The sequence below is a fragment of the Acetobacter senegalensis genome, from assembly GCF_001499615.1.
Lineage (GTDB): Bacteria > Pseudomonadota > Alphaproteobacteria > Acetobacterales > Acetobacteraceae > Acetobacter > Acetobacter senegalensis.
Genome location: NZ_LN606600.1, coordinates 1,195,723 through 1,221,322 on the forward strand (window position 1 = coordinate 1,195,723; position 25,600 = coordinate 1,221,322).

General features: G+C 54.9%; 25 protein-coding genes, 1 tRNA gene and 1 pseudogene. 19 read left to right on the plus strand and 8 right to left on the minus strand.

Annotated elements, in window-relative coordinates:
* The first annotated feature begins 41 nt into the window (after positions 1-41).
* The 9 genes and pseudogenes from ASN_RS05285 to ASN_RS05330 all read left to right on the plus strand — a co-directional run.
* Positions 42-1,439 carry a dipeptidase gene (locus ASN_RS05285; RefSeq protein ID WP_058987419.1) on the plus strand — a complete coding sequence of 466 codons (1,398 nt, stop codon included), beginning with the start codon at positions 42-44 and terminating at the stop codon, positions 1,437-1,439.
* A gap of 12 nt (positions 1,440-1,451) precedes the next feature.
* Positions 1,452-2,423: a 4-hydroxythreonine-4-phosphate dehydrogenase PdxA gene (gene pdxA, locus ASN_RS05290; RefSeq protein ID WP_058987420.1), complete on the plus strand. Its 972-nt coding sequence runs from the start codon at positions 1,452-1,454 to the stop codon at positions 2,421-2,423.
* Positions 2,420-3,160 carry a pyridoxine 5'-phosphate synthase gene (locus ASN_RS05295; RefSeq protein WP_058987421.1) on the plus strand — a complete coding sequence of 247 codons (741 nt, stop codon included), beginning with the start codon at positions 2,420-2,422 and terminating at the stop codon, positions 3,158-3,160. The genes pdxA and ASN_RS05295 overlap by 4 nt, the downstream gene beginning before the upstream one ends.
* Positions 3,161-3,234: 74 nt before the next feature.
* The gene (locus ASN_RS05300; protein WP_058987422.1) at positions 3,235-4,407 is read left to right on the plus strand and encodes a hypothetical protein; all 1,173 of its coding nucleotides are present in this window, start codon (positions 3,235-3,237) and stop codon (positions 4,405-4,407) included.
* 426 nt (positions 4,408-4,833) lie between these two features.
* Positions 4,834-5,103, plus strand: a complete 270-nt coding sequence (locus tag ASN_RS05310; RefSeq protein WP_058987424.1) for a hypothetical protein — start codon at positions 4,834-4,836, stop codon at positions 5,101-5,103.
* 93 nt (positions 5,104-5,196) lie between these two features.
* Entirely contained in the window at positions 5,197-5,556 is a 360-nt protein-coding gene (gene tnpA, locus ASN_RS19185; protein ID WP_058986867.1) for an IS66-like element accessory protein TnpA, read from the plus strand.
* On the plus strand, positions 5,553-5,900 hold the full coding sequence (gene tnpB / locus ASN_RS05320) for an IS66 family insertion sequence element accessory protein TnpB (RefSeq protein WP_010510701.1): 348 nt from the start codon (positions 5,553-5,555) through the stop codon (positions 5,898-5,900). Before tnpA ends, tnpB begins: the two co-directional genes overlap by 4 nt.
* A gap of 63 nt (positions 5,901-5,963) precedes the next feature.
* Complete coding sequence (gene tnpC / locus ASN_RS05325; RefSeq protein WP_058986868.1) at positions 5,964-7,574, plus strand: IS66 family transposase; 1,611 nt, start codon at positions 5,964-5,966, stop codon at positions 7,572-7,574.
* Positions 7,575-7,601: 27 nt separating this feature from the next.
* Positions 7,602-8,009, plus strand: a pseudogene (locus ASN_RS05330) (cupin domain-containing protein); the annotation flags it as partial.
* Between the two features lie 72 nt (positions 8,010-8,081).
* Here ASN_RS05330 and ASN_RS05335 read toward each other — a convergent pair.
* Complete coding sequence (locus ASN_RS05335) at positions 8,082-8,804, minus strand: DNA-3-methyladenine glycosylase I (protein ID WP_330937320.1); 723 nt, start codon at positions 8,802-8,804, stop codon at positions 8,082-8,084.
* Positions 8,805-8,918: 114 nt separating this feature from the next.
* On the opposite strand from ASN_RS05335, the gene ASN_RS05340 reads away from it, so the two are divergent.
* The 5 genes from ASN_RS05340 to ASN_RS05360 all read left to right on the plus strand — a co-directional run bounded on the left by ASN_RS05340 (position 8,919) and on the right by ASN_RS05360 (position 12,818).
* Positions 8,919-9,260 carry a DUF6476 family protein gene (locus ASN_RS05340; protein ID WP_231948388.1) on the plus strand — a complete coding sequence of 114 codons (342 nt, stop codon included), beginning with the start codon at positions 8,919-8,921 and terminating at the stop codon, positions 9,258-9,260.
* A complete protein-coding gene (locus tag ASN_RS05345; protein ID WP_407922301.1) occupies positions 9,257-10,435 on the plus strand; it encodes an anhydro-N-acetylmuramic acid kinase in 1,179 nt (392 codons plus the stop codon). The genes ASN_RS05340 and ASN_RS05345 overlap by 4 nt, the downstream gene beginning before the upstream one ends.
* A 68-nt stretch (positions 10,436-10,503) precedes the next feature.
* Entirely contained in the window at positions 10,504-10,971 is a 468-nt protein-coding gene (locus tag ASN_RS05350) for a hypothetical protein (protein ID WP_035380187.1), read from the plus strand.
* A gap of 180 nt (positions 10,972-11,151) precedes the next feature.
* Complete coding sequence (locus ASN_RS05355; protein ID WP_006559508.1) at positions 11,152-11,331, plus strand: DUF3311 domain-containing protein; 180 nt, start codon at positions 11,152-11,154, stop codon at positions 11,329-11,331.
* The gene (locus tag ASN_RS05360; RefSeq protein ID WP_058987426.1) at positions 11,328-12,818 is read left to right on the plus strand and encodes a sodium:solute symporter family protein; all 1,491 of its coding nucleotides are present in this window, start codon (positions 11,328-11,330) and stop codon (positions 12,816-12,818) included. The genes ASN_RS05355 and ASN_RS05360 overlap by 4 nt, the downstream gene beginning before the upstream one ends.
* A gap of 427 nt (positions 12,819-13,245) precedes the next feature.
* Here ASN_RS05360 and ASN_RS05365 read toward each other — a convergent pair whose 3' ends face one another.
* Positions 13,246-13,647, minus strand: a complete 402-nt coding sequence (locus ASN_RS05365) for a hypothetical protein (RefSeq protein ID WP_058987427.1) — start codon at positions 13,645-13,647, stop codon at positions 13,246-13,248.
* Positions 13,648-13,815: 168 nt separating this feature from the next.
* On the opposite strand from ASN_RS05365, the gene alkB reads away from it, so the two are divergent.
* A complete protein-coding gene (gene alkB / locus ASN_RS05370) occupies positions 13,816-14,496 on the plus strand; it encodes a DNA oxidative demethylase AlkB (RefSeq protein WP_058987428.1) in 681 nt (226 codons plus the stop codon).
* Positions 14,497-14,582: 86 nt separating this feature from the next.
* Positions 14,583-15,758: a serine hydrolase domain-containing protein gene (locus ASN_RS05375; protein ID WP_058987429.1), complete on the plus strand. Its 1,176-nt coding sequence runs from the start codon at positions 14,583-14,585 to the stop codon at positions 15,756-15,758.
* A 41-nt stretch (positions 15,759-15,799) separates the two neighbouring features.
* Here the strand turns inward: ASN_RS05375 and ASN_RS05380 are convergent, their stop codons facing one another.
* The 3 genes from ASN_RS05380 to ASN_RS05390 form a co-directional block, all read right to left on the minus strand.
* Positions 15,800-16,393, minus strand: a complete 594-nt coding sequence (locus tag ASN_RS05380) for a YceI family protein (RefSeq protein ID WP_006559514.1) — start codon at positions 16,391-16,393, stop codon at positions 15,800-15,802.
* A 225-nt stretch (positions 16,394-16,618) separates the two neighbouring features.
* A complete protein-coding gene (locus tag ASN_RS05385) occupies positions 16,619-17,083 on the minus strand; it encodes a helix-turn-helix domain-containing protein (RefSeq protein WP_081473611.1) in 465 nt (154 codons plus the stop codon).
* A 318-nt stretch (positions 17,084-17,401) separates the two neighbouring features.
* Positions 17,402-19,744 carry a TonB-dependent receptor gene (locus ASN_RS05390; protein WP_058987430.1) on the minus strand — a complete coding sequence of 781 codons (2,343 nt, stop codon included), beginning with the start codon at positions 19,742-19,744 and terminating at the stop codon, positions 17,402-17,404.
* A gap of 236 nt (positions 19,745-19,980) precedes the next feature.
* Between ASN_RS05390 and ASN_RS05395 the strand changes: the two genes are divergently transcribed.
* The 3 genes from ASN_RS05395 to ASN_RS18570 all read left to right on the plus strand — a co-directional run bounded on the left by ASN_RS05395 (position 19,981) and on the right by ASN_RS18570 (position 22,076).
* Positions 19,981-20,056 (plus strand) — tRNA-Glu (locus tag ASN_RS05395).
* Positions 20,057-20,454: 398 nt separating this feature from the next.
* A protein-coding gene (locus tag ASN_RS18565; protein ID WP_099048355.1) for an IS5 family transposase occupies positions 20,455-21,206 on the plus strand; the annotation gives its coding sequence in 2 pieces (ribosomal slippage) (positions 20,455-20,785 and positions 20,785-21,206; 753 coding nt in all).
* Positions 21,207-21,321: 115 nt separating this feature from the next.
* Positions 21,322-22,076 (plus strand): IS5 family transposase gene (locus ASN_RS18570; RefSeq protein ID WP_099048287.1). Its coding sequence is split into 2 segments (ribosomal slippage): positions 21,322-21,652 and positions 21,652-22,076, totalling 756 coding nucleotides; the frame shifts between segments, so codons are not numbered across the junction.
* A 53-nt stretch (positions 22,077-22,129) separates the two neighbouring features.
* On the opposite strand, the gene ASN_RS05425 is transcribed toward ASN_RS18570, so the two are convergent.
* From ASN_RS05425 to ASN_RS05435, 3 genes are all read right to left on the minus strand, one after another.
* Complete coding sequence (locus ASN_RS05425; protein WP_157765117.1) at positions 22,130-23,425, minus strand: MATE family efflux transporter; 1,296 nt, start codon at positions 23,423-23,425, stop codon at positions 22,130-22,132.
* A gap of 116 nt (positions 23,426-23,541) precedes the next feature.
* A complete protein-coding gene (locus ASN_RS05430) occupies positions 23,542-24,177 on the minus strand; it encodes a cysteine hydrolase family protein (protein ID WP_058987436.1) in 636 nt (211 codons plus the stop codon).
* Positions 24,178-24,289: 112 nt separating this feature from the next.
* A complete protein-coding gene (locus ASN_RS05435; RefSeq protein ID WP_058987437.1) occupies positions 24,290-25,570 on the minus strand; it encodes an MFS transporter in 1,281 nt (426 codons plus the stop codon).
* Positions 25,571-25,600 lie beyond the last annotated feature (30 nt).

Below are 25,600 nucleotides of genomic sequence, written 5' to 3' on the forward strand. Positions count from 1 at the left end.
TTTCTCCACGCACCAGGATTGAGAAACAGAGGGTTACGCACATGACCGTACAGGCCGCACTGACGCAGGCAGACACAGGGTTGGACGCCAGCCTGAGCCGTCTTTTTGATCTGCTGCGCATCCCCAGCATCTCCACCCAACCCGAACACGCGCCAGACTGCCGCAAAGCCGCAGAATGGCTGGTGGACACTCTGAAGGAAATCGGGTTTGAGGCCAGCGTGCGTGAAACCCCCGGCCACCCGATGGTTGTGGGCCACGTCAAAGGCCCCGAGGGCGCACCCCATGTTCTGTTTTACGGGCATTATGACGTTCAGCCGGTAGACCCGCTGGATCTGTGGCATTCCGCACCGTTTGAGCCCGTGATGGTCAAAGGCCCCACGGGCGACATGGAAATCACGGCCCGAGGTGCTGCGGATGACAAGGGACAGGTGATGACCTTCCTTGAAGCCTGCCGCGCCCTGAAGGCTGCTGATGGCACGTTGCCACTTTCCGTGACTGTGCTGATTGAGGGCGAGGAAGAATCTGGCGGCGTGAACCTGCTGCCGTTTCTGGAAGCCAACCGTGACGAACTGAAAGCCGATGTCGCGTTGATCTGTGACACCGGGATGCTCGCACGTGGCATGCCCGCCATTACCACCATGCTGCGTGGCATGGTGGGGGAAGAAGTGACCATAACCTGCGCCAACCGGGATCTGCACTCCGGCATGTATGGCAACGCCGCGCGCAACCCGATCCAACTCCTGTGCGATATCCTGTCCGATCTGCGTGACGGCGCCACCGGCCGCGTGACACTGCCGGGCTTTTATGAGGGCGTTCCGGTTATTCCGGAAGAAACCCGCGCCCTGTGGCGCAAGATTGGCCCCACGGATCAGGAAGGTCTGGCCCCGGTTGGCCTGAGCCTGCCTGCTGGCGAAATTGGCTACACCGCACTGGAACAGACATGGTGCCGCCCGAGCTGCGAGATCAACGGGATCAGCGGTGGGTATGAGGAAAAGGGGTTCAAGACCGTTCTCCCCTCCAAGGCCATGGCCAAGGTTTCCTTCCGCCTTGTCGGTGATCAGGACCCTGAGAAAATTCGCGCAGCCTTCCGCGCCCATGTGCAGGCCCGCCTGCCAGCTGACTGCTCAGCCGAGTTTGTGCCGCATGGTGGCTCACGCGCCAGCATTGTTTCCGCCAATATGCCCTTCCTGCCCCCGGCCCTGACCGCACTGGAAGCAGAATGGCAACACCCTGCCGCCGTTATTGGCTGCGGTGGCTCCATTCCCGTGGTGACCGAAGTGCAGCAGGCTCTGGGCATGGACTCTCTGCTGATCGGTTTTGGTCTGGAAGACGATCGGGTCCATTCTCCCAACGAGAAATATGATCTCACCTGTTTTCACAAAGGTATCCGCTCCTGGATCCGCGTTCTTTATGCGCTGACCGGCAACGCCCCACAGTAAGGAAAAAACGCCATGCTGGTTCTGACACAGGGAGACCCGGCAGGCATCGGGCCGGAAATTACCGTCAAAGCCTGGCAGACAGTACGCCACAGTGGGCCTGCGTTTGTGTTTCTGGGCGCACCAGAATTGCTGGAAGGTACCGCCCCCGTGCAGGTGGTCTCCTCCATTGCGGAGGCGGAAGCGGTTTTTCCCTCCGCCATTCCGGTTCTGCCGCTGGGTCTGGCCGCGCCAGCCATACCCGGCACACCGGACAGCCGCAATGCGCCCAGCGTGATAGACAGCATTGCCAAAGCCGTAGCCCTTGTTCTGGATGGTGCGGCAAGTGCGGTCGTCACCAACCCCATCAGCAAGGAAGTGGTGCAGAAAACCGGCTTTGCGCATCCCGGCCATACATCTTATCTGGCGGAACTGTGCGGAGTGCCGGGGCAGGATGTAATGATGCTGGCTGGCCCATCCCTGCGGGTAGTGCCGGTTACGGTGCATGTAGCGCTCCGCAAAGCCATTGATCAGCTCTCGACAAACCTGATCATGCAGACAGCCCGCACGGTGGCAAAAGGGTTGCAACGTGATTTTGCACTTTCGGCCCCACGTCTGGCCATTGCAGGGCTGAACCCCCATGCCGGAGAAAACGGACTGATGGGGTCTGAGGAACAGGACATCATCCTGCCCGCCATCACCGCCCTGCGGGCTGAAGGTATGGACATTACCGGCCCCTACCCGCCGGATACACTTTTCACCCCACGGGCGCGGGCAAAATATGATGTTGCCCTGTGCATGTATCATGATCAGGGGCTGATTCCGTTAAAAACACTGGATATGGCAGAAGGCGTGAATGTAACGCTTGGCCTGCCCATTATCCGCACATCCCCTGACCATGGCACGGCTTTTGATATTGCCGGGCAGGGGCTGGCTGATCCCTCCAGCCTGTTGGCCGCCCTGCGGCTGGCGGCGCAGTTGAGCGAAAACAGAAAGAAGACCGCATGACCACAGCAACCCGCCCCCCTATCCGGCTTGGTGTGAACATTGACCACGTTGCCACTGTGCGCAACGCCCGCGGCGGCACCCACCCTGACCCGGTAGCCGCCGCCCTGCTGGCCGTGCAGGCCGGGGCCGATGGCATTACCGCCCATCTGCGCGAAGACCGCCGCCATATCCGGGATGCGGACCTCAAACGCCTGCGCACGGAGCTTTCTGCCCCGCTGAACATGGAAATGGCCGCAACGGATGAAATGGTTGCACTGGCCTGCGCGCTTGTGCCCCACGCCTGCTGCATTGTGCCTGAACGGCGTGAGGAAGTGACAACCGAAGGCGGGCTGGATGTTGCAGGCCAATTGGAAAGCCTGACACCCCGCGTACGCGCTTTGGCCAGCAAGGGAATTCGGGTTTCCCTGTTCATTGACCCAGACCCAGCGCAGGTAGAAGCCTCCGTCACGGCTGGCGCTCAGGTGGTGGAACTGCACACCGGCGCGTATGCGGAAGGCCGCGTGGGTGAACTGGACCGCCTGCGCGCTGCCGCCACGCAGGCCCATGCCGCCGGACTGGAAGTACATGCCGGGCACGGGCTGACATTTGAAAACGTTGGCCCGGTTGCAGCTCTTCCTGAAATCCGTGAACTGAATATCGGACACTTCCTGATCGGGCAGGCCATTTTTGACGGCCTGCCATCCGTTATCGAGGAAATGAAACGCCGTATCCACCAGGCGTCTCGCGCAGCATCATAGCCGCTCACGCCTGAGGGCAGCAGTTCAACAAAAGTTCAATCTATCTTGATTACAATAAAAATTGGGAGGGCAAAATGAGATTTTTGCCTATAAAAATAGTAACTATTTTTATAATTTCACTATTAAATATTGAAACCGGATACTCACAAGATATAGATCAATCTCTCCTAGATTTTTTTAAGCATGTGCCTGAAAATGCGAAAGAAAATTTTTCTTTCTTACTCCCAGATCACATTATTGAATTTTTACAAAACGGAGATGATCGCTCGCTTGGAAAGGTTGTTGAAAGTTCGAAATTTACATTTAGTCGAAACTTAGCTTACGCAGCTAAAGCTAGAGTTGTTGGTGATATAGATGAATCCAACCGATATCTTCAAAATATAATAAATGATTACGATAAAAATAAAAATTTAACATTATCAGTATTATTATCTCAAGCTATGTTGGCTGGGAATTACATGCAGCAAAATAAAATTAAGATGTGGGTATCGTTGTCACAAGAAATATATGAAGAAACTAACGTCATAAACAAAATTATCGGCGGGAAATCTATTAATTTTGGACAGTTATTGCCAGCGAATTTTTTCGTATCGTATGGAAACGTATACAATACTTACTTAGAAGGCATAAAAGGAACTGTTTTAGATATAAAAAACATTAAAGGTGATGATCATATTTTTTTTGATATATATGTAAATAACGATAAAGAGACATCCATTTTAGATACGGGACTTTATATAAGTTTTTTTCCAGAACGATTTTTGAACAGATCTGATGTTCATATTATAGGAAAATCAAAAATTTCTGATGTATTTGGTAACATAAAAGAATCATATTTAGCGCAGGTGGATAGTATAATAATTGGGAATGTGCGCGTAAAAAATCTTCTCGTACAAATTTCCAAAGGGATTAATAACATAATTGTTGGAGAAAACTTATTGAGATTGTTCAAAACCATCAAAATAGATAGTAAAAACATATATTTAAATAGAAGAAATATTTCATGCCAATATAATTTATTAGAAGGGTCTACATTAAATGGAATATATTCTTCTCCAAGAATATCATCTTATATTGATCACGTTTTTTACAATGATATTATTTTTGATTTAGGAATGGCATTTGATAAACATACATCATTGCTAGATAACAATATAACACCGATCGTCTTTATTTTTGGCAAGAAAGAATTCACAAAACAAGGAAAGAATGTAAAATACGATACATTCCTAGAAAAAAAATATTGATGTGATAGAATATCGTTCTAAAAATGACCTCATATTGCAGAAAAATTTCTTTGGAAAGATCGGATCTATATACGTGAATAAAAATGGCGGAAAAGATTATATTTTTATAAATAGGGATATGTTGAAACTTGCCAACATTAATATTGATTACCGTAATAAAAAAATTTGTTTTATTAACAAGAAATAATTTAGAAAAAACGGATAGGCATTGAATAATAATTTTCGTTTTGAAAAATATGTTATTTATAACGACCAACAATTATACTTTAGATCAATAATTAATACTACACTATCCTATACACCAATTGTAGCACGAGGCACGAGGCACGAGGCACGAGGCACGAGGCACGAGGCACGAGGCACGAGGCACGAGATTGGACGGTAAACGGTGCCATGCAAGCTGAATGTCGCGCATAACGCGTTTCCATGACTGACGTCCCCGCATGGCTGCCTTATGGCCTGCCGGGCAACTGCCTCCTGCTTTTTCCGTTACAAAAGACAAACACGCCACACAGAACGGGAACAACAGAGATGGCCTTCCGCCTTGAACAGACTCTTGCCCTCGCCTTTCTGTCTGGCGTCCTGTTATGGGGTAACTCTCCGGCCACACGGGCAGCAGAACCCGCTGCGGCCACGTCCTACAGCCGAAACACGCCGGAGGCATCCTACTGGCACAATTGGACGGATGCGCGGTAACCGGCCGTTTGAGGCCGCCTTATGATTAAAGATTGTGACTGGTAACTTACCGTCGTTAACGACGTCGTTATTGACGTCATTTGAGAGGTAAGAATGGCCCAGGAAATCCTGATTGGTGTTGAACGCCGTCGCCGCTGGTCGGATGAACGCAAACTGGCGATACTGTCTGAAGTTGGTGTGGATGGAGCGAGTGTATCGGATGTGGCACGTCGGCATGACCTGACCCGCCAACACCTTTACCAATGGCGGAGTTCATTCCGTCAAAGACTATCTTCGCCAGATCAGTCTGTGGCGTTTATTCCTGTTGCTTCAGTGACGACACCTGCTGTGACATCTGGCGGTGGACCTGACGAACTGGCCATAGTGCTGCGCAATGGCCGTAGTATCAGGGTGACGGGACATCCTGCCGAAGATCTTCTGGCCCGGGTCATCCAGATTGCGGAGACGGCATGATTGGCGTGGGCAACGGCGTGCGTGTCTATCTGGCCTGCGGGGTGACCGATATGCGCAAGGGCATATCGGGTCTGGCAGCACTGGCACAGGACGTGCTGCGTCAGAACCCGACATCAGGGGCGCTCTTTGCTTTTCGTGGTCGCCGTGGCGACAGGATCAAGCTTCTGATGTGGGACGGTCAGGGGTTCTGTCTTTATTACAAGGTGCTTGAGAAGGGACGTTTTCCATGGCCGTCTCCGGCAGAGGGCGTTGCACGCCTGACGACAGCACAGATGGCCATGCTGTGGGAAGGCATGGAGTGGAGACGCCCTTCCTGGTCTGCACCACCGTCTCGCGTAGCCTGATTTTTATGGCGTGATCGTGTAGAACCTTTTGAATTTTCTTAGATTTTCTGCTATTTTTTCATAATGACGCCTGCACCCGTGGTCCTGCCTGATGATCCGGATATCCTGAGGGAAATGATTGTTTCCCTGCAGACCGAAGTGGCCCGGCTTTCTGCGTCGGCCCGTGCGTATGAGGCTCTTGTCCAGTCTCTCAAAATCCGGATCGCACGCCTTCAGAAACAGAAATTCGGGGCCAGTTCAGAAAAGATAGACCGTGAGATTGAACAGCTCGAACTGCTCCTTGAAGATGTAAAAATCGCCATCGCGGCAGCCGATCCTTCTCCTGATATCAGGGAGCATGATGTCAGCGATGATGCAGTCTCTCCCCCACGGCAGCGTGGCAAACCACAGGTTTCTGACACGACACCACGGGAGCGTATTGTTCTCGACCCGGGTGAGGCCTGTCCTGCCTGTGGCGGTCCTCTGCGTCTTGTAGGCGAAGATGTCACCGAAATACTGGACTTTATTGCGGCAAAACTGAAAGTTGTCGAAACGGCACGGCTGAAGAAATCCTGCCGCCATTGCGAAACGATGGTGCAGCCTGAAGCACCGTCGCGCCCTGTTCCACGGGGGATGGCTGGCCCCGGGCTTCTGGCCCATATCCTGGTCTCGAAATTCGATGACCATATCCCGCTTTATCGTCAGAACGAGATCTTTGCCCGTCAGGGTGTGGACATTCCCCGTTCAACCCTGATCGACTGGTGTGGTCAGGCCGTTGCCGTTCTGCGTCCTCTCACAGATCTGATCCGTCAGGATGTCGTAAAGGCAGACCTGCTGCATGCCGATGATACACCCATCCAGGTTCTTGATTCCCGTCTGCGCCAGGCTGGGAAACCACGTGGTGTGAAGGAAGGGCGGATCTGGACCTATCTGCGCGATCCCCGCCCCTGGGGCGGGAGTGATCCGCCCGCCGTGGCCTACTGGTTCTCTCCCGATCGCAAGGGGATCAATCCCCAGACCCATCTGGCACAGTTCCGGGGCATTCTGCAGGCTGACGCCTACGCGGGGTTCAGGGATCTGTATAAACCCGATGCAACGGGAACCGTGCATGTGCGCGAAGCGGCCTGCTGGGCTCATCTCCGCAGGGCCTTCCATGATGTCTGGAAGGGCAGTGATTCGACAATCGCAAGGGAAGCACTCGAGCAGATCGGGGAACTCTACGATATCGAGCGGCAGCTCACCGGGTCTCCTGCTCCGTATCGTCTGGCTGTCCGACAGGAAAAAAGCCGCCCTCGTGTCACAGCATTCCACGCATGGTGCGAAACACAGCTCGCCCGTATCCCTGGCAAGGGGGAACTGGCAAAAGCAATCCGTTATGCGCTCAACCGGTGGGCAGCCTTTACCCTCTTCCTCGAAGATGGTCGTGTTGCCATCGACAACAATCCTGCCGAACGGGCCATACGACCGGTATGCGTCGGGCGGAAAAACTATCTGTTTGCCGGTTCAGACGCCGGGGGCGACAACATCGCTGATGCCATGACGCTTATCGAAAGCGCAAAACTTTCAGGCCTCAACCCGCACGATTACCTCGCCGATGTTCTCGCCCGCATCAACGAACACAAGATCAACCGCCTCCACGAATTGTTGCCATGGAACTGGCAACCCGCGAATACGCTTCACAAAAAGGCCGCATAATCAAGGCGGCACAGAACGGCCGGTTACGATGCGCGTGGTGTCAGCCACATGACAAAATGCACCTTCCACACCTATGCACTCAAATCCATGTCTCCTCCGGCCGGGCCGCAATGGCAGGATCTGCTTTCCACCGGCAAGGCCAAAGTGATCTCCACCATTCAGCCGCCCCACTGGAATGGCGTGTGGCATCCAGACCCCAAGGTGCAATGGATCATCCCGCTAAAAGGCACATGGTTTGTAGAAGCCATGGACGGCACACGTGTAGAAATGGGGCCGGGAGACATTTCTCTGGGCGAAGACCAACTCTCCCGCCCGGACGGTGCAGGCCATAAAGGGCATCTGGCCGGAAATGTAGGAGATGGCCCCGTGACGTTGCTGGTCGTGCAGCTTGAAAATGAAGCCCCCACCGCGGGCCAGCCCTGCCGCTTTCAGTAAACACCCGACCCAGACAGTATTTTTCACATACCAAGAGTGGAGGACAGAGGGAATATCCTGTGCAGCCTCCCTCTAGACGTTGAGGAGTGCCGCCTGTTTCTCGCAAACTGGCCGACAGAAACAGGATGCGTGATGATCATTGATCAATCCTGTCGCCTGCGCCCACGCATGCACAATAACCGGCCCCGCAAAACGAAAGCCTCTTTCTTTCAAGGCGGCGGAAAGCGTGTCCCCCAACGTGGACCGTGTGGACGTGCCACTGCCATCCCCCGCTACACTCCGCCCTCCCGCCAGACCCCAGACAAAATCTGAAAACTCTTCCCCTTTATCCTGCATGGCCAGATAGGCGCGGGCATTCCCTATCACGGCTTCAATCTTGGCGCGGGAGCGGATAATCCGCGCATCTGTCACCAGCCGTTCCACATCCTGCTGGGTATAGGCGGCCACACGTTCCGGTACAAAGCCGGAAAAAGCAGCCCGAAATGCATCCCGCCGGGCAAGAATAAGCCGCCATGACAGACCGGCCTGAAACCCGTCCAGCATCAGTTTTTCCCACAAGGCGCGGCTATTGCGTTCGGGCACGCCCCATTCCGTATCATGATACTGTTGCAATAGCGGATCTGAACACGCCCACAGGCACCGGCTATAGCCGTCATCACATCTCATTTTGCCCGCCATCAGATCAGACATTACGCCCCCGCCAAACCATTCTGCCTCCCCCACCATAATCAGCGGCAGGAGCCGCTTCCTGCACGCCTGACATCTGTCGCCAAGCTGGAGGCTGCGGAAAAGCATACAAGTCCCGCCTCCCCCTTGCACCCGGATTACGGAAAAGGCACTCATAATCCCCTGCCACACCCTGATTCTGGCATGACGGGGTGGCAGAAAAGAGAAAAGACAGGAGAGATTGTGGAAGAAACACCGGGCACGCCCAAGGCTCTGCTGGCTGCAGTTATCGGCATGGGTATTCTGATTATTGCTGGTACCATTACCCTTGTATGGGTCATTCTCCACCGTATGAATGCCGGCCCCACGCACCCTTCCCTGCCAGCCAGCGTTCCCTTGCAGGAGGACGCGCAAGGGCCAGTCACGCTGCCGCCCGGCACACGGCTGTTGAGCATGACCCGTGTGCAGGATGATCTTCTGGCCCTGCATGTGTCGGAAAACGGACAGGATAAGGTGTTGCTGTGGCAGGTAAGCACGCACCGCCTGCGGTCCGGCCTGATCCTCCCCACTCCCTCCGTCCCATGACAGACGCCAGCGCTCCGGCCACCCCCACCACGCCAGACGCGTCAGCTCCCCGGCTGATAACTGTGGGGCTGATGAGCGGAACATCCTTGGATGGTGTGGATGCCGCCATACTGACCACAGACGGCACGCAGATTTTCAGCCACGGTCCAGCCCTCACTCTCCCTTATTCGCCTGCCCTCCGCACCCGGTTGCGGGCCCTGCTGGATGAGGCGACGCATTGCAACGCGCAGGATGCGCAGGTGCTGGCTGCCGAACAGGCTTTGACAGACGTGCATGTTCAGGCTGTTCTTACCCTGTGTGACAAGGCTGGCGGCATAACGCCTGACCTGATCGGCTTCCACGGACAGACCATTCTGCATGAGCCGGGCCGCACGTGGCAGATTGGAGATGCCGCCCAGCTTTCAGCTGCCACAAACACGCCTGTCATTCATGATTTCCGCAGCGCGGACGTGCTGGCGGGTGGAGAAGGCGCACCTCTCGCCCCCCTCTATCACGCCGCCCTGCTACACGGGCAGCCCGCGCCCGTAGCTGTGCTGAATATTGGCGGCGTCGCCAACATGACACTCCTGACCCAAAGCGGAGACGTGCTGGCCTGTGATACAGGCCCCGGCAATGCCCTGCTGGATGACTGGACCTTCCAGCACACGGGTCAGCGATACGATCAAGACGGCACCCTCTCGCTGCGTGGTACGGTCAATCCCGCAGTACTGGAACGGTTACTGGACCATCCATTTTTCAGCCGTCCTGCGCCCAAATCTCTGGACAGACTCTCCTTCCATAAAGGGCTGGACTATCTGGCGGGCCTTAGCGCTGAGGATGGTGCCGCAACATTAGTGGCATTCACCGCCGAGACTGTGGCCCGCATGCCGTTACCCGCAGCTCCCCAAGCGTGGTTTGTCTGTGGCGGAGGGCGGCACAACCCGGCACTGATGGCCGCCTTGCGCCAAAGGGTGGCAGGCACCGTACAGCCGGTTGAAGCGTTGGGGTGGGATGGAGATGCGCTGGAAGCCGAATGTTTTGGCTTTCTGGCCGCGCGTAGCCTGTTGGGGCTTCCCCTCTCCCTGCCCACCACTACGGGCGTGCCGCGCCCCCTGACGGGCGGAGGGCTTACCTGTGGCAGCCTTGCCCCATCCCGTTTTGAAGCCTGTGCCAGACTGATGGCACACAGAACCTGAGGGGTGGGTGGTTGATCTCTACCGCCCCAGACCCCACCATACCCCTTACAAGTGAGAAGGACCCCACCATGAAGCACGCTTTACTGCTCTGCCTCAGCCTGCTGGCGCCTGCCGTCCCGGCCTGTGCACAAACGGTCATTGACGGCAGTGACAAAGCGGCAAGCCCGTTTGTCAAAAACACGCTCAAAAGCGTTGCCACCCAGTTTCCGGATGCCCACCCACATTTTCGCAACCTGGCAACCCACAAAACGGGCGAAAAGCAGATTGTCTGCGGGGAAGTCAGCCTTCAGGACACCAAAACCCCTGCTGCAGAGTCCTTCATGCCATTTGGCGCAACAGAGGGAGAAGACCGCGCGGTTGTTTTTGAACCCCACGCCATTCCCGCCGCGCTGGATTTCAGAGAGGTCAATAGCTGGATCAACCATGGGGCGGATCTGGAAGATCTGGAAGAAATGGGGTGCGTGCCCGAAGGCAGTTACCGCAAATACAGCGATCGCCTGAACGCCGTGCTGCAAAACCGCAAGACCTCTTCCTGAGGCTGCACAGGCAGGAAAAGCCCCCTTATCCTGCCAATCGTGTTGTAACGGCTGCGTTCAAAACAACACAACCGGGTCATGCACGGAGCGGTTGGACAAATGGTGATTGACACCATCACACCCGCTCTGCATGACTAAAGTGGTCCAACAAAAAACAATAACATCTGGCCGCCGCTTATCATGAAAAAACTGAATCTGCTGCTCCTACTGCCCTTTCTGGGACTGCTGTGGACACCGCTCTATGACCGGTATGATCCGGTTCTGCTCGGGTTTCCGTTCTTCTACTGGTACCAGTTCGCCTGGGTGCCGGTAACGTCCGTTATCATCTGGATTGTCTGGAAAAAGGGGCATGACGCATGAACGGCGTGAACCCATGGGCGCTGGGCGTCTTTGTTTTCTTTTTTGCCGCCACCATTGTGATCGGCAGCTCCATCCAGTGGATCCGCAAAACGCTTAGCCGCGGCAAAAGCGCGCATTCCAGTGAAGACTGGTCCCTCGGTGGGCGGCAGTTCGGGCCATGGGTTACATGGTTTCTGGTGGGGGGCGATTTCTATACGGCCTATACCGTCATTGCCGTGCCTGCCCTTGTTTACGCGGCCGGGGGCTATGGGTTCTTCGCCCTGCCCTACACCATTATTGTGTATCCGTTCATTTTTCTGGTGATGCCACGGTTGTGGAAAATCGCGCAGGAAGGGGGCTATGCCACGGCAGCCGATATTGTGCGCGCACGCTTCAACAGCCGTGCCCTTGAAATTGTGGTCGCACTCACCGGGCTGGTGGCGGTTATGCCCTACATTGCCCTGCAGTTGATCGGCATCCGCACGGTTGTGCAGGCGCTGGGTCTGCCGGGTGATATTCCCTTGGTGATCGCCTTTCTCTCGCTGGCTGCATACACGTGGCTTGGCGGCCTGCATGCACCTGCGCTGACGGCCTTCATCAAAGACATCATGATCTATATTGCGGTGCTGGTGGCGGTTACGGTCATCCCGCTGCATATGGGTGGCTATGCCGCGCTGTTCACGGCAGCAGATCACAGCCAGCCGATCCTCAAATCCGGCATGGGCATGCCCTATGCCACGCTGGCGCTTTCCTCCGCGTTGGCCGCGTTCCTGTATCCGCATACGCTCACCGGCATTCTGGCCGCACGGTCTGCTGACACCATCCGGCAGAATGCGGTGTTCCTGCCCATCTACACCATTGTCCTCGGGCTTATCGCCATGCTGGGGCTGATGGCGCATGTGGCGGGCGTGACCACCACCAACAACTCGCTGGTGGTGCCCCTTCTGTTCCAGACCATCTTTCCCGCATGGTTCAGCGGTTTCTGTTTTGCCGCCATTGCCGTGGGTGCCCTTGTGCCAGCCGCCGTCATGGCCATTGGGGCCGCCAATCTGGTCACGCACAACCTGCTACCAGCCCGGCATAAAAGTGTGCGCAACAGCCGGCTGACCGCCTTTGCCGTCAAGGTTGGGGCACTGCTGTGCGTCATGTTCCTGAACGCTCAGTTCGCCATTGATTTCCAGCTTCTGGGCGGCGTAATTATTCTACAGACCTTCCCGGCCCTTATTCTGGGGTTGATGCGCATCCGCTTCTCTGCCGCCGCCATGCTGGCAGGCTGGGTTGTGGGCACGGTATTCGGGGTGGGCCTGTGCTTGATGGACAGCCTGAAACCCATCCACTTCCTGTATATGGGCCCGTTCTCCGGCAATGTTTCAACCGGCCTGATGTCTCTGGTGGTCAATATTGTGGTGGTCGGGCTGATCACGTTGGTCAAACCGGCGGCGTCTGCTGATTACGCCAAGCCGGAAGGCAGACCCTACGCACCAAGCAACCCGCCCACATTGCACTGACCGATCCAGACACGGCGGAAAAGTTGATAAAGGCGGCGCAAGCCGCCTTTATTCGTTCCGGTAAACAGGCAGGAACCTACACCGCCCCCTCCGGCAATTCAGCGCAATGCCGAGACCGAGCGCTACAAGATAGAGTTTCAGGTTTCGTCCGACATTTCAGACACAGTTTGATAACATCAACCGCCCACTCCAACCGCTTTTTTCTATGCTGGAGCCTAACGGCGCATTCTTCCCGCACGCGGCCACCTTGCCTCGTCAGGCCTACGCTACAGTAAGTCCGCTTCCGGCTAGAGCATTCTGTGAATAGGCTTTCGGCATGAAGACTGGCCTCCTTGCCAGTCTTCATCTTGAATCACATCAGACGCCCTTTCGGAATCCCACGATTCAAGCTCTTCGCAGCGCGCTCTATAGGCGGCAGGTACGGTTTTCAGCAGAAATACTGGCGATCCATTTCTTCCTGACGCGCCATCAGTTTTTCAAAGTCGGAAGGTTCCCGTTTGGGCACAAACGGCTGGCGCTGCTCCTGCACAAAGCTTTCCAGAGACTGGCCCCGCTGCGTTGCTACGGCTTCAAACTCGGCATAAATATCTTCCAGCACATAGCCGGGGGGCACCCCCTTACGGCGTTGCAACGGATGCCTGTTGTGAGCCTGACAGGCGGCAAGGAAGACCTTAAGAGCCTCCGCCCCTTTCCGTGGCAGTTCCGATGCACGGGTGGCGTAAAAATCCACTTCTCCATCCAGCCCCACAAACACGCCCCGGAAGACAAATGTTGCAGGATCAAGGGTCACAACAGCGGGTAAACCGCCCACGATCAGAATGTCACGCATGGTTTTCCACCCCAATCACATAAGGAAACACGCAGGGATTCTCCCTCTGCCAAAGTCACAATTTCTCTGCCAGACACGCAGGAAGACGTAAATATTTTTCGCAGGACCGTTGTGCCTCCTGTCACACAGGCACACCTCTTAACAGAACGATGTGTCAGGAAGGTGCCCATGCCCCATTCACCGTTGCCTCTTGCACAAATGGATCTTGCGCTGGCGGACACACGGCCCAAGCGGGTCACCCTCAGTCCGGGCGCGATGCTCTTGCGCGGCTTTGCCCTGCCTGAGGCTTCAGAACTGATCAGCGCACTTCACGACATCGCCAAAAACGCGCCTTTCCGCACCATGATGACGCCAGGCGGCGGCAAAATGTCTGTTGGCATGACAAATTGCGGCGCACTGGGGTGGGTCACAGACCGTCGCGGTTACCGTTACACCCCCACGGACCCACTGAACAATCAGGCCTGGCCCCCGCTCCCTCCGGCATGGCAGAAACTGGCGACCCGCAGTGCAGAGGCGGCAGGCTTTAAGGGCTTTCACCCCAATGCCTGCCTGATCAACCGCTACGAACCCGGCACCCGCATGGCGCTGCATCAGGACAAGGATGAAGGAGATTTCAGTCAGCCTATTGTCTCTGTCTCGCTTGGTCTGCCCATTTCCTTTCTATGGGGTGGCCTGAAACGGTCCACATCGCCTCATGCCATCCTGCTTGAACATGGTGATGTTCTGGTATGGGGCGGTAAGGCGCGCCTGCATTATCATGGCGTGAAACCACTGGCCGATGGTCTCCACCCCGTAACAGGACAGGTGCGGTTCAACCTGACCTTCCGGTTTGTTGCACCAACGGACTGATACCCTCTCCACGCATGGATAAAAACCGCTTACAGTCCTTTCTTTCGTGCCGCTTGGGCACGCCTGTAGCCGGATATGCGTGTGCCATGCCTTTCTCCTCCGCCTGTTCCCGCCGCAAGGCCCTGAAAACCGCTGCTCTTGCCACAGGCGGCCTAATGTTGCGGCATCTTCCCTCCGCACGGGCAGAGACAACGCCCTCACGCTTCCTGCCGGTGGAAGATCTGTTCCGCACCGCCATTGCCAAAGGCCAGACACCCGGCGCAGTAGCGGCCGTGGGCACCGAAGGGCAAACCGTATGGAAAGGCGTGTTTGGTAACCGGGCCCTGGTCCCCCACCCTGAGCCCATGACATGGCAGACCCTGTTTGACATGGCCTCCCTGACTAAAGTGCTGATTACCGCCCCTGCCATTATGCAGCTTTATGAACAGGGGCAACTGAAACTGGATGACCCGGTCTGCCGCTATCTGCCCGCGTTTGCCGCCAACGGAAAACAGGCTGTTACCATCCGCCAGTTACTGACCCATTATTCCGGCCTGCCGCCAGACGTGGATCTTTCCACCCCCTGGAGCGGAAAAGAAACCGCGGTGTCTCTGGCGCTGAACGCACCCTTGCAGCATCCCCCCGGCGAGCAGTTTGTTTATAGCGATATCAATTTCATCACGCTGGGGCTGATTGTGGAAAAGCTCTCCGGCCTGCCGCTGGATGAGTATGCCACGCGCGCCATCCTCTCTCCCCTGGGGCTGAAACGGACTTTCTTTCGGCCTGATCCCGTTCTGGGCAGCGCCATTGCCCCCACCCAGTTTGATGAAACACACACCATGTTACGCGGCGTAGTGCATGATCCTACCACCCGGCGCATGGGGGGCGTGGCGGGCCATGCCGGGCTGTTCTCCTGTGCGGATGACATGATAACCTACACGCAAGCACTGCTGGCCAAACGGGCAGGAAAGCCCTCTCCCTTTCCGTTGCGGACAGAAACACTGGTTCTGATGTCCACCCCGCAGCAACCCAAGGGCAAGCAGGATCTGCGCGGGCTTGGGTGGGATATCGCCACCCACTATTCCACCCCGCGCGGCACGGTTTTTCCGCCAACCTCCTTTGGTCATACCGGCTTTACCGGTACATCCCTGTGGCTGGTTCCTGAAACGGAAAGCTTTGTCCTGATCCTGACCAATCGGGTTCACCCGGACGGCAAAGGCAATATCATCGCACTCAGGCGGGACGTGGCGACGGCAGCGGCGCTGGCACTGCAACGCACCTGATACAGGCATAAGCTGACAGGGGGGCCACGCCAACGCCTCCCTCAGCGTTCCTTTTCAAACACGCCGCTAACAGTCAGAATAACGTCATCACCCACGGCAGGCAGGGCACTCGTCATGCCAAAAGCGCTCCGCTGTATGGTGCCCTGCGCCTCAAACCCAACATCATACGAATGATCAATCGGGTTTTCTCCGGCCCCCACAAAATGCGCATGCAAGGTAACCGGATGCGTCACGCCATGCATGGTCAGATTGCCGGAAATGGTCGCCAGTGATGGCCCGCTTGATGAAACCTGCGTAGAGACAAATTCGGCTACAGGATAAGTCTCGGCCGCAAACCAGCTTTTCTCCATCAGCATGCTGGAGACCTCGCTTGTGGTCGTCTTGATGGAGGAAACCGGTGCCTTCAGGCTGACGTGAGATTTTTCAGGATGCGCAGGATCAAGCCACAACTCGCCAGAAACCCCGGACAAAAAACCTCGATACCAGCTCATGCCAAGGCAGGACACGGAAAAGACAATCTGGGTCCGCTCTCCATCAACATGGTAAGGCCCTTCCTCCACCTGCTGGGCCCGCGCCACAACCGGCAGAAGGCTCGCCGCCTGGATCGGCCGCTCACCCACAGACACACCCATCATAACCAATAACGCGTAGTGTCCCTTCCACATCGTGACCCCTGCTTGCTCCCAATATGTGCCATCCGTGGAGATATGACAGTTCAGCGATCAGGTGGTTCCATGCACTCGCTTTTTTGAAGACCAAATCGGTCCTGTATTAGCGGGTGCCTGCTGGCTACCTATCAGAAGGCAGTCAGCACGATGATACCCGCCTTATGCGTGAAGGACCCAGCCAGCGGCCTTTATCTACTCCGCACCACCGCCGCTTTTTTGCAGCATCCTCACCTGTCTCTCGATCCACTTCTGGGCAGAGACCTTACGCGAAGGATCAAGCATGCGGTATAATTTAATAATATCATGCTCATCAGGCGAGACTGTAAGGGCAATATCGGCCTGAACATAACCGGTCAGAAAAATCTCGGGGTCCACCCCAAACAGACGCGCCAGATTGGGAATATGCTTGCGCGCACTTCCTTCCCGTCCTGTTTCCCAGAATGCAATGGCAGGACGGGACACACCAAGCGCATCTGCAACCTGTTGCTGGGTCATGCCTGACGCCTTGCGCAGAATTTTCATTCTTTGCCCAAGGTCTGAACCGGGAGAGATCATTTCCTCTTTTTCCGCCTCAACCTCATGCCCTTCTTTTCCGGAAGGAGACGTCACATGGTGAGCGGGCCCCCGCTCATTAATAGTCCGTCTAGATTGCACCATTCCGCTTCTCCAAAAGAAAACATCGGACACAGACCGCACGTCTCAAACCGCGGCTTTTACCGCCATGCGTCCGCTTTCCACAAGAAAGAACAGAACAGAAAACGCAAACACACACCCCATCATACGGTTTTGGAGCGTGAAATCTGCTTCGCAAGGCGTATGTTCCCTTGCCGTTGCACCAAATGCAAACGGCTCCACACATATGATATGTGCGGAGCCAAATGAAAAGAGGTTCGCAACAAATAAAAGCGACCTCGTTCATGCAAAAATCCGTGTAGGCGTATTTCCTATTTGTGAGGTTTTATTTTACATTTTTCTTCAGAAACTCTGTGAAATACCCGTAAGAATTGTTCTGCGCAGCCCATATTGGGGTGCGCCCACACCAATCCCGCTGCCGTCACGCAGCATATAGGTGCGATCAAACAGGTTCATCACGTCCAGCCGGATCTGTGTGTTGCCCAGAAAGGAATGGCCAAACAGGTTTTTGAAGCTCTGAACAGCCGAGAAGTTGAAGGTTGCGTATTGCGGCAAGGAGACCCCATTCGGCACCTCTCCATCCGCCCGCAGACCGCTGCCGTAAACCATGGTGGCGGACACACGCAACGGATGCCATCCTCTGTGGAAGAAGGTGTAAGCCGCACCCGCAGAGGCCGTCCAACGCTGGTCATGATCCAGATGAACCCAGCGATGCTTGATATAAGCCAGATCATCGTCATCAAAATTGAACTGGGCGCTGGTAATATCCTTGCCGATGGCACGGGACCACGAAAAATTCCCATAGAGAGAAAGAGGTCCCTTGTCGTACGAGGTGTTGACCTCATACCCGTTCACCTGCCCCCGGCGGTAGTTAAAGCCACTCAGAATGATCGGGGCGCCAAACTGACCTTCATCAATCAGATTATGTGCCAGCTTGTAATAGGCATCAAAGGAGACACGCCATCCCGGCAGAATCTGCTGCTGGAACCCTGCGTCAAAATAATGATCCCGCTCCGCACGCACAGCACTGTTCTGATAATTTGCCGCCGCTGCACTGGTGTTGGCAAATTTATACAGGGATGAACTGCTGACCACCTCAAACGGCGGCGGCGTAAAGTAACGTGAATATCCGGCGTGAAGCGTGCCTCCGTGCCACGGCGTCCACACAATATTCAAACGGGGGCTGACCTGCTTTTCGCTGGTATATTCACTCACGCCGTCAAACCGCAGCCCGTAATTGATTGTCAGGTTCTTCAGCGGCTTCCATTCATCCTGCGCGTATAGCCCATAAACCGTTCCTGTTTTTCCGCTGCCGTCATACACGGCAATCGGGGTATCACTGAAAACGGCGTCTCCCGCTTCATCCTCACCCGTCTGGGCAAACACGCGGGAATCTGTTTTTGACACAGTGCGTTCAACAAAAACCTGAAAACCAAAGCGCACGGTATGGTCACGCGCTGCGCGCCATGTCACGTCATGCTGTGTTCCCATTGAGAACACCGAACGCGCCGCCCGCTGCGAAATCCCATTATACACCAGATCCCCCAACGGATCAGGCGAATAACGCAGGCTGCTGTAACGTGAGAAAACCGAACTTTGCAGGCTGAATTTACCGATTTCTTTCTGCAACGCCAGAATGGCAAAATCTGTAATCTGCTTCTGGTGTTCATCAAGGCTGCTGCTGTCAACGCTTCCGTTCAGATGATGCGCCAATTCACTGCCAGCATAGGATGGCTCTGAAAACTGTGTTTGCTGACCGGGATTGTTAGGTAACTGATATTCCGCGTTGGAAACCCCGGCAATAAAGCTGATACGCGTATTTTCATCAGCTGTATAACGCAGATGCCCAAGAAAATGGTACTGATTGGTCAGATCATGAAGAGCATTGAACGATCCAGTGGTGTTTTCAATCCCCACACGATCATGCACGAAATCCGCCGTAGCAAAATAGTCCCATTTTCCATGGTGGCCGCCATATTGCAGGGACGGGAAAAAATAATCCCGCGCACCACCGTAAATGGATGCGTTTCCGCCTGCATTGGTGGTGCCATTCTTGGTGGTAATATCAACAACAGCGGCCTGAAGAAAACCAAACTCGCTCGGCAGCGCGCCTGTTGTCAAAGACATGCTATCGGCAAAACGTGTCATGAGCGCCTGACCGAACACGCTTAAGCCTTCAGGCAACTGCACACCATCCAGCCGGAACTGCACCTCGTTATGATCCCCACGAACGTGAATCTGCCCGTAGCTATCCTGTGCAACACCCGGTGCCTGCAACAGCACCTGGTTCAGCGGCGCATTATCCCCACCTGGAATTGTTTCCAGAGTTTTGCGACTGAACTTGTAAACTGTTGCGCCAGTATCAGGCTGCAGATTGGAACGTGCCTGATCCAGATGCGCCGTTACCGTCACCTTTTCCGGATGATTGGCCAGCCCCGGTTCTATCGTCACTGTTTCACGCCCGGCAGGTGAAGCCGTTTTCGATCCGGCTGAAGAAACCTGCGCACCCCCCTTGACCAACGCCTTGCCAGAAGACGCGGTTACCGAAGATTCTGGCCGCTGCTGCGCCTCCGCCTGATCCGTTTTGACCGTCTGAGCGCGAGCGTGTTCAACGGAAGCCAGAAACCCGGTTGTTGCACATAAGGCCGAACTCGCCAGTACAAAAGAAAAACGAGACACCCGCATTCAAGAACACCTTTACCATCAGAATCGAAACTGTTCCCCGCTTCATATTTGTTATGATATAACGTTTCAACATTATTCCGGAAAACGATGCGACTTACCCGATAAGTGTTTCTTTTCTGCCGCACTTTACCGGTTTTGGCCCTTTCTGCTCCAGCCTGAAGATATTCCGTTCAAAACGATTCAAATTCTCTCTTGTGCAAAATCTGAAATTCCCGTAGATCGACCCCACGCCTCCAGTCCCGTTCGTCTAGAGGCCTAGGACACCGCCCTTTCACGGCGGCAACACGGGTTCGAATCCCGTACGGGACGCCAATCTTTCCAATGACTTAGAGTTTTGGTCGCGGAATGATTGACTGCTTTGGTGCCCAAGAGGGGCTCATCCTGAAAGACCAAATCACATCTCGTAAAATCGACCCAGCAACAGGGCGTTCGCTGCCAGCAGATGTCGAGTATCGTGGTAAGGCGCAGTACCCCGCCCGCAAGCGTATCGCTGGCGGCGAACGCATCCATCAGACTTTTGCCTCTGTAAACTGGTCAGATGATGGCTTTATGCAACATCCGCCAAACTTGAACTCGGCCAGTTTCAGGATACCCGCCGGCTTGAACGCCAGACCGTTAGCGAATTAGGGCCAATCGACATTCAAGATTCCCCAATAGGATAATCGCTGCTTCATAGGTCTCCGTGTTTATGGGGGGAGCGAGCGATGGAGATCAAGCGATACGAATTGAGCACAGCGCAGTGGGAGCAGATCAGGGTTCTGTTGCCTGGGAAAGCGAGTGATCCTGGGCGGACTGGATCGGATAACCGTCTGTTCGTAAACGGATGTTTATGGGTATTGCGATCCGGCGCCCACTGGTGCGACCTGCCTGAACGCTATGGAAACTGGAAGACGGTCCACCGGCGCTTCAGTCGTTGGTGCCATGCGGGCGTGTGGGAGCGAGTATTCACCGCGCTGACCGCCGATCGTGACAACGCGTACCTGATGATCGATAGCACCATTGTCCGTGCCCACCAGCACGCGGCGACCGGAAAAGGGGGGCGCAAAATCAGGCGCTGGGGCGTTCCCGAGGTGGATTGACCACCAAGATCCACATGCTGGCCGACGCCCTGGGTCGACCGTTACGGTTCATTATCACCGGCGGTCAGGTTCATGACGCCACCCAGACATCTGCATTGCTCGAAGGCCAGGCTGCGAGCGCGGTCATCGCCGATAAGGCTTATGACAGCAATGGGTTCCGCGAACAGATTGCTGTCATGAACGCAGAGGCTGTCATTCCGTCAAAACGGAACCGCAAGGTGTTCATCCCGCACGACCAGGCTCTTTATAAAGACCGAAACCGTATCGAGCGATGCTTCAATCGCCTCAAACATTTTCGTCGTTTCGCAACGCGCTACGATCGCAGAACCATCCATTTCACCGGCTTCATCTATCTCGCAGCAGTCATGATCTGGAGCGCTTGAATGTCGATTAGCCCTACGGCGTGTCGTCAGTTAAGCCCTGAGAGTGGCACGTGAGGGTTGTACTTTGTGTCTGCGTGTGCTGACTGTTTTCCCGTTTTTTTGGGGAGACAGACAGATGCGGCGCTATAGTTTACGCGATGACCAGTGGGAGCGGATAAAGGATCTTCTTCCTGGTCGAGAAGGCTATGTCGGCGGCACTGCGGTGAACAACCGTCTGTTCGTGGAGGCGGTGCTGTATCGCTATCGCGCGGGTATTCCATGGCGCGACCTTCCTGCCCGTTTCGGTGACTGGAAAAACGTGCACCGGCGTCTGCGCCGCTGGTGTGAAAGCGGCGTCATCGAACGGATATTTCGTTATCTGGCCGCTGATTACGACAACGAATACATGATGATCGACAGCACAATTGTCCGAGCGCATCAGCATAGTGCCGGAGCTCTCAAAAAAGGGGTACGGATCAGGCCATCGGACGATCACGAGGCGGGCTAACTACAAAGATCCATGCCATCTGCGACGCTCTGGGCAATCCAGTGGAACTCGGCATCACACCGGGACAGGATGCCGATATCACCCAGGCAGAACCACTTCTGGAAAACATCGACCCGGATGCTTTCCTTGCTGACAAGGCGTATGACGCGGACAGGTTGATCGATCGGCTGATACAGCGCGGGATTACCCCGGTCATCCCGCCAAAACGCAACAGAACGACACGACGGAAAACCGATTTTTCTCTCTACCGCGAACGGAACCTTGTTGAGAGGTTCTTCAATAAACTCAAGCAGTTTCGCGCTATCGCAACCCGCTACGATAAACTGAAATCGACCTTCCTCGCAGCCGTGCAGTTCGCCTCAATCATCATCCTGCTTAACTGACGACACGCCGTAGAATACACTTCCCCGCGTGCATCACTACCGCAGGACCGTGCTTATGTCATCTCTGCACGGCCTACGCTATTGATACGAATAAACCGCACCGTTTGCAGGCAAGCCGAGCAAAAAACACCAGCACAGATCCCAATCCATACTCCCAAAACGGGTTGCGGTGTCAACTGCGCCAGCACCATGGCGAACAGGAACCCCACGATCCAGTAACTGGTGACGGCCATAAGCATAGGAATTTTCATATCCAGCTTACCCCTCAACGCACCGGATGAGGCAGCCTGAAGCGCATCGAACACTACAACCGCGCACACAACGAGAAACATATCATACAGACCACCACCAAAACGTGCGGATACCACGCCCGTATCGCTTATGCTGGCTCGGTAGATGGGGTTATGAAACAACAAAATCGTGGCGACTTCAGCCAAAGCCACCAGAAAAATGAAAACCATAGCAACATGATGCACGATTCTGCTGCGGTCATGCTCCCCTTTTCCATGAAAATAGGAAACTCTGACTGAAACTGTCTGATTCATAGCCAAAGAAGGCATAAAAGTCAGTAATTCTATGGACTGACAGAGCTGATGCACGCTCATCTGCGCAACGCCCGAAGCCCCGACAAACATGGCCAACAAGGTATTAGCACTCATTTCAGAGGCCACGCCAAGGCCGACAGGCCAGCCAGCATGGAGAATAGTGGCACAACTGTTCTTTATGGCAGGCCACTCATGCTGGACGAAGCTTCTTTTAAGAACAGAAAAAATATCCAGTGTCAGAAACGACATAGTAGCCGCGATAGACCAAGCAATGGAAAACACCACCCCCATCATGACCAGAATACTCTGCCCCATGCCACGGCAGAACAGTAGAACCACGAAAGCTCCGCCCCCATAAGCCAGCGTGCCGCACCCTGCCGCCTTGAGAATGGAAGCCGAACGCCCTGTTGCCGAGCCATAGGAACGCATAACCGAAAAAAAGACCATGCCCGGCGCACCAAAAACGGCACTGCTCATATACAAAAGCGCGTCTTGCCCCATTGAAGTCTCGAAAACAATGGCCTGGCAGACCAGAACGATCAAAACCAGCAAAGCGACAAGAAAACCCGACAGGCCCAGCGCAATAGCACACGCACACGCCACGAAACGCTCCGCAGCTGCCTCGCCCTCCGCTCCCCCCCGGCCACGAGCCTGGCCCAAAAGAGACTGAAATGAGGAAATGGTTGACTGAACAATGACAACACCGGTCTGGATCAGCATATTGCAGATGCCACCAGACGCGAGTGCTTCAACCCCTATGCCACCCAGTGCTAGGTTGGCGCATAGCGTAATACTGACCTGCATGACTTGTGCGAGAGAAAGTGGGAAAAATATTTTTGAAATTTCACGAATTTCTTCAAAAAAAATATTTTTCTTTCCGAATAGACTGACCACAGACACACTCTGGATTCGCGTTTATTTTATGCCTGCTGCCTGATCGCGGCAAAAGCATCCACCATGTCCTGCGCGCTGCGCCGTGCACCGGCCTGCAGATATTCCATAGCCTCAAGAGCTGCATCATGCGCCCGGTAACTAGAGCCGGAAACACAGTCTTCTACCACGCGGCAGTAATAATCCATCTGGTGGCCATCGACAAAACTGTAATGTACGCACACGTCGGTAAAACCGCCGACCATGATAACAGTTTGCACGCCAAGGCCTTTGAGGAGAATTTCCATATCTGTACCGAAAAACACGGAATAGCGCCGCTTGGTGATCCGGTAGTCATCCTCCAGCATACCCAGTTCTTCGACCGCGAAATCCGTGCCAGACTGCCCTTCCAGACAATGCACACTTTCGGAACCATCAAGCTCACGTCCGAAGTCAACCATCGTACGGCGGTGAGCTTCCTGCACAAAAATGATCGGAATACCGGCCTCACGCGCGGCATCGACAACAGTTCTGGCACGGGTGTAGCGCTCAACTGCGTCAGGCATGAATTCAAGGCGGGAGCTGGGTGGACGTGGCGCAAAACTGCCTTTTTGAATATCAACCACAATCAGGGCAGGCTGACCAACAATCATCGGCTTCGCGACAATCTGCTTTGCTCCGCTCATACGCATACTCCTCTATAATGCAGACAAGGATACGCAGCACGCCTTGTGGTTCAATATCAAATTACACAAACAAACTTGCATGACCGAGACATGGATAACACCCTCGCCCCGATCAAACCGGGAGGAGATGCAAGCTCTCCATCTGGCGAGCATCATCAATGTCACTCACGATATACCGGCACGCCAGAAGCAGGCAGACGCCCGCTGGCAGAACCGTGATCAGCATGGACAAAAAGGCCGACTGCAAGGGGTCGGCAGCACCTGCCGCCTTGTAGTTATCGCTCAGGATCCCGACAAGGTAATTGCCCCCTCCTACCCCTATCACGCTCATACTAACCAGCATGACGGTCGCCCCCAGCGCCTTTTGCGCGGGCGGCAGCACTTCCTGCGACAAAGACAGCACCGGCGAGAGATAGGCCCCGATGCCGAAAATGATACACGCATAGAAAAAATAAGAGAGCGATCCCGTGGTTTCAAAAAAAGCTACCATCGACAGATTAACCAGAACGCAGGCCACAAGGGGTATCAACGCATAGGCACGCTTGTTTCTTTTTACGAGGTAATCGCACAGCACGCCGGCGGCAATCGTGCCGGCAATACCGCCAATCCCTTCCACCAGACCACTGATATTGCCTGCCTGCTCTACCGTCAGCCCCCGGCTGCGAATGAGATAGGCCGGGCACCAGCTCTCAAAACCCGCACTAGCCATGACAAGCAGTGTATAGGCCATACAGGTCAGCCAATAACTTTTACGCACAAGCAAAAACCGCAGATCGGAAAAGAAGGACGCGCCCGCTGCATGGCTATCCTGCGCTCCCACGGCACCTTCGCGGACCATGCACCACGCCCCGACAGCCAGCACCACCCCCGGCACACCCAGAGCGAACAGGGTGTAACGCCAGCCAAGCCATGGCACCAACATGCCCCCCACGCTCAGGCCGATCCATATACCCAGAGAAATGCCGCTATTGTACACAGAGATTGCGCGCGCGCGATACTGATCGGGAAAATGACGAGAGATGATATAGTAACAGACAGGGCTGCACCCCCCTTCAAAAAAAGCGACAGCCAGTCTTGTAAAGGCAAAGCTCCAGAGCCCGCAGGCCCAACCGCCCAAAATGGTGAACAGCCCCGACCCCAACGAGGCCACTGCAAGCAGCCGCCCTGATCCCGCCCGGTTGACCAGATAGGAAAACAGGAAACCCGAAAGCGAATACACAAGAGCGAACAACGCGCCATTGATCAGACCAACATGACGATCCGCAATCCCGAGATTTTTTTCTATCGGGTCAATAAGGATTGAAATGCTGAATCTATCGACCCATTCAAAACTGAAAATGCACAGCATGATCGTAAGGTAGATAATAACCCTGCCCTTATCGATTTTTTCCATCTTCAGGTGCCCCGCTCTCTTTTTTGAAAT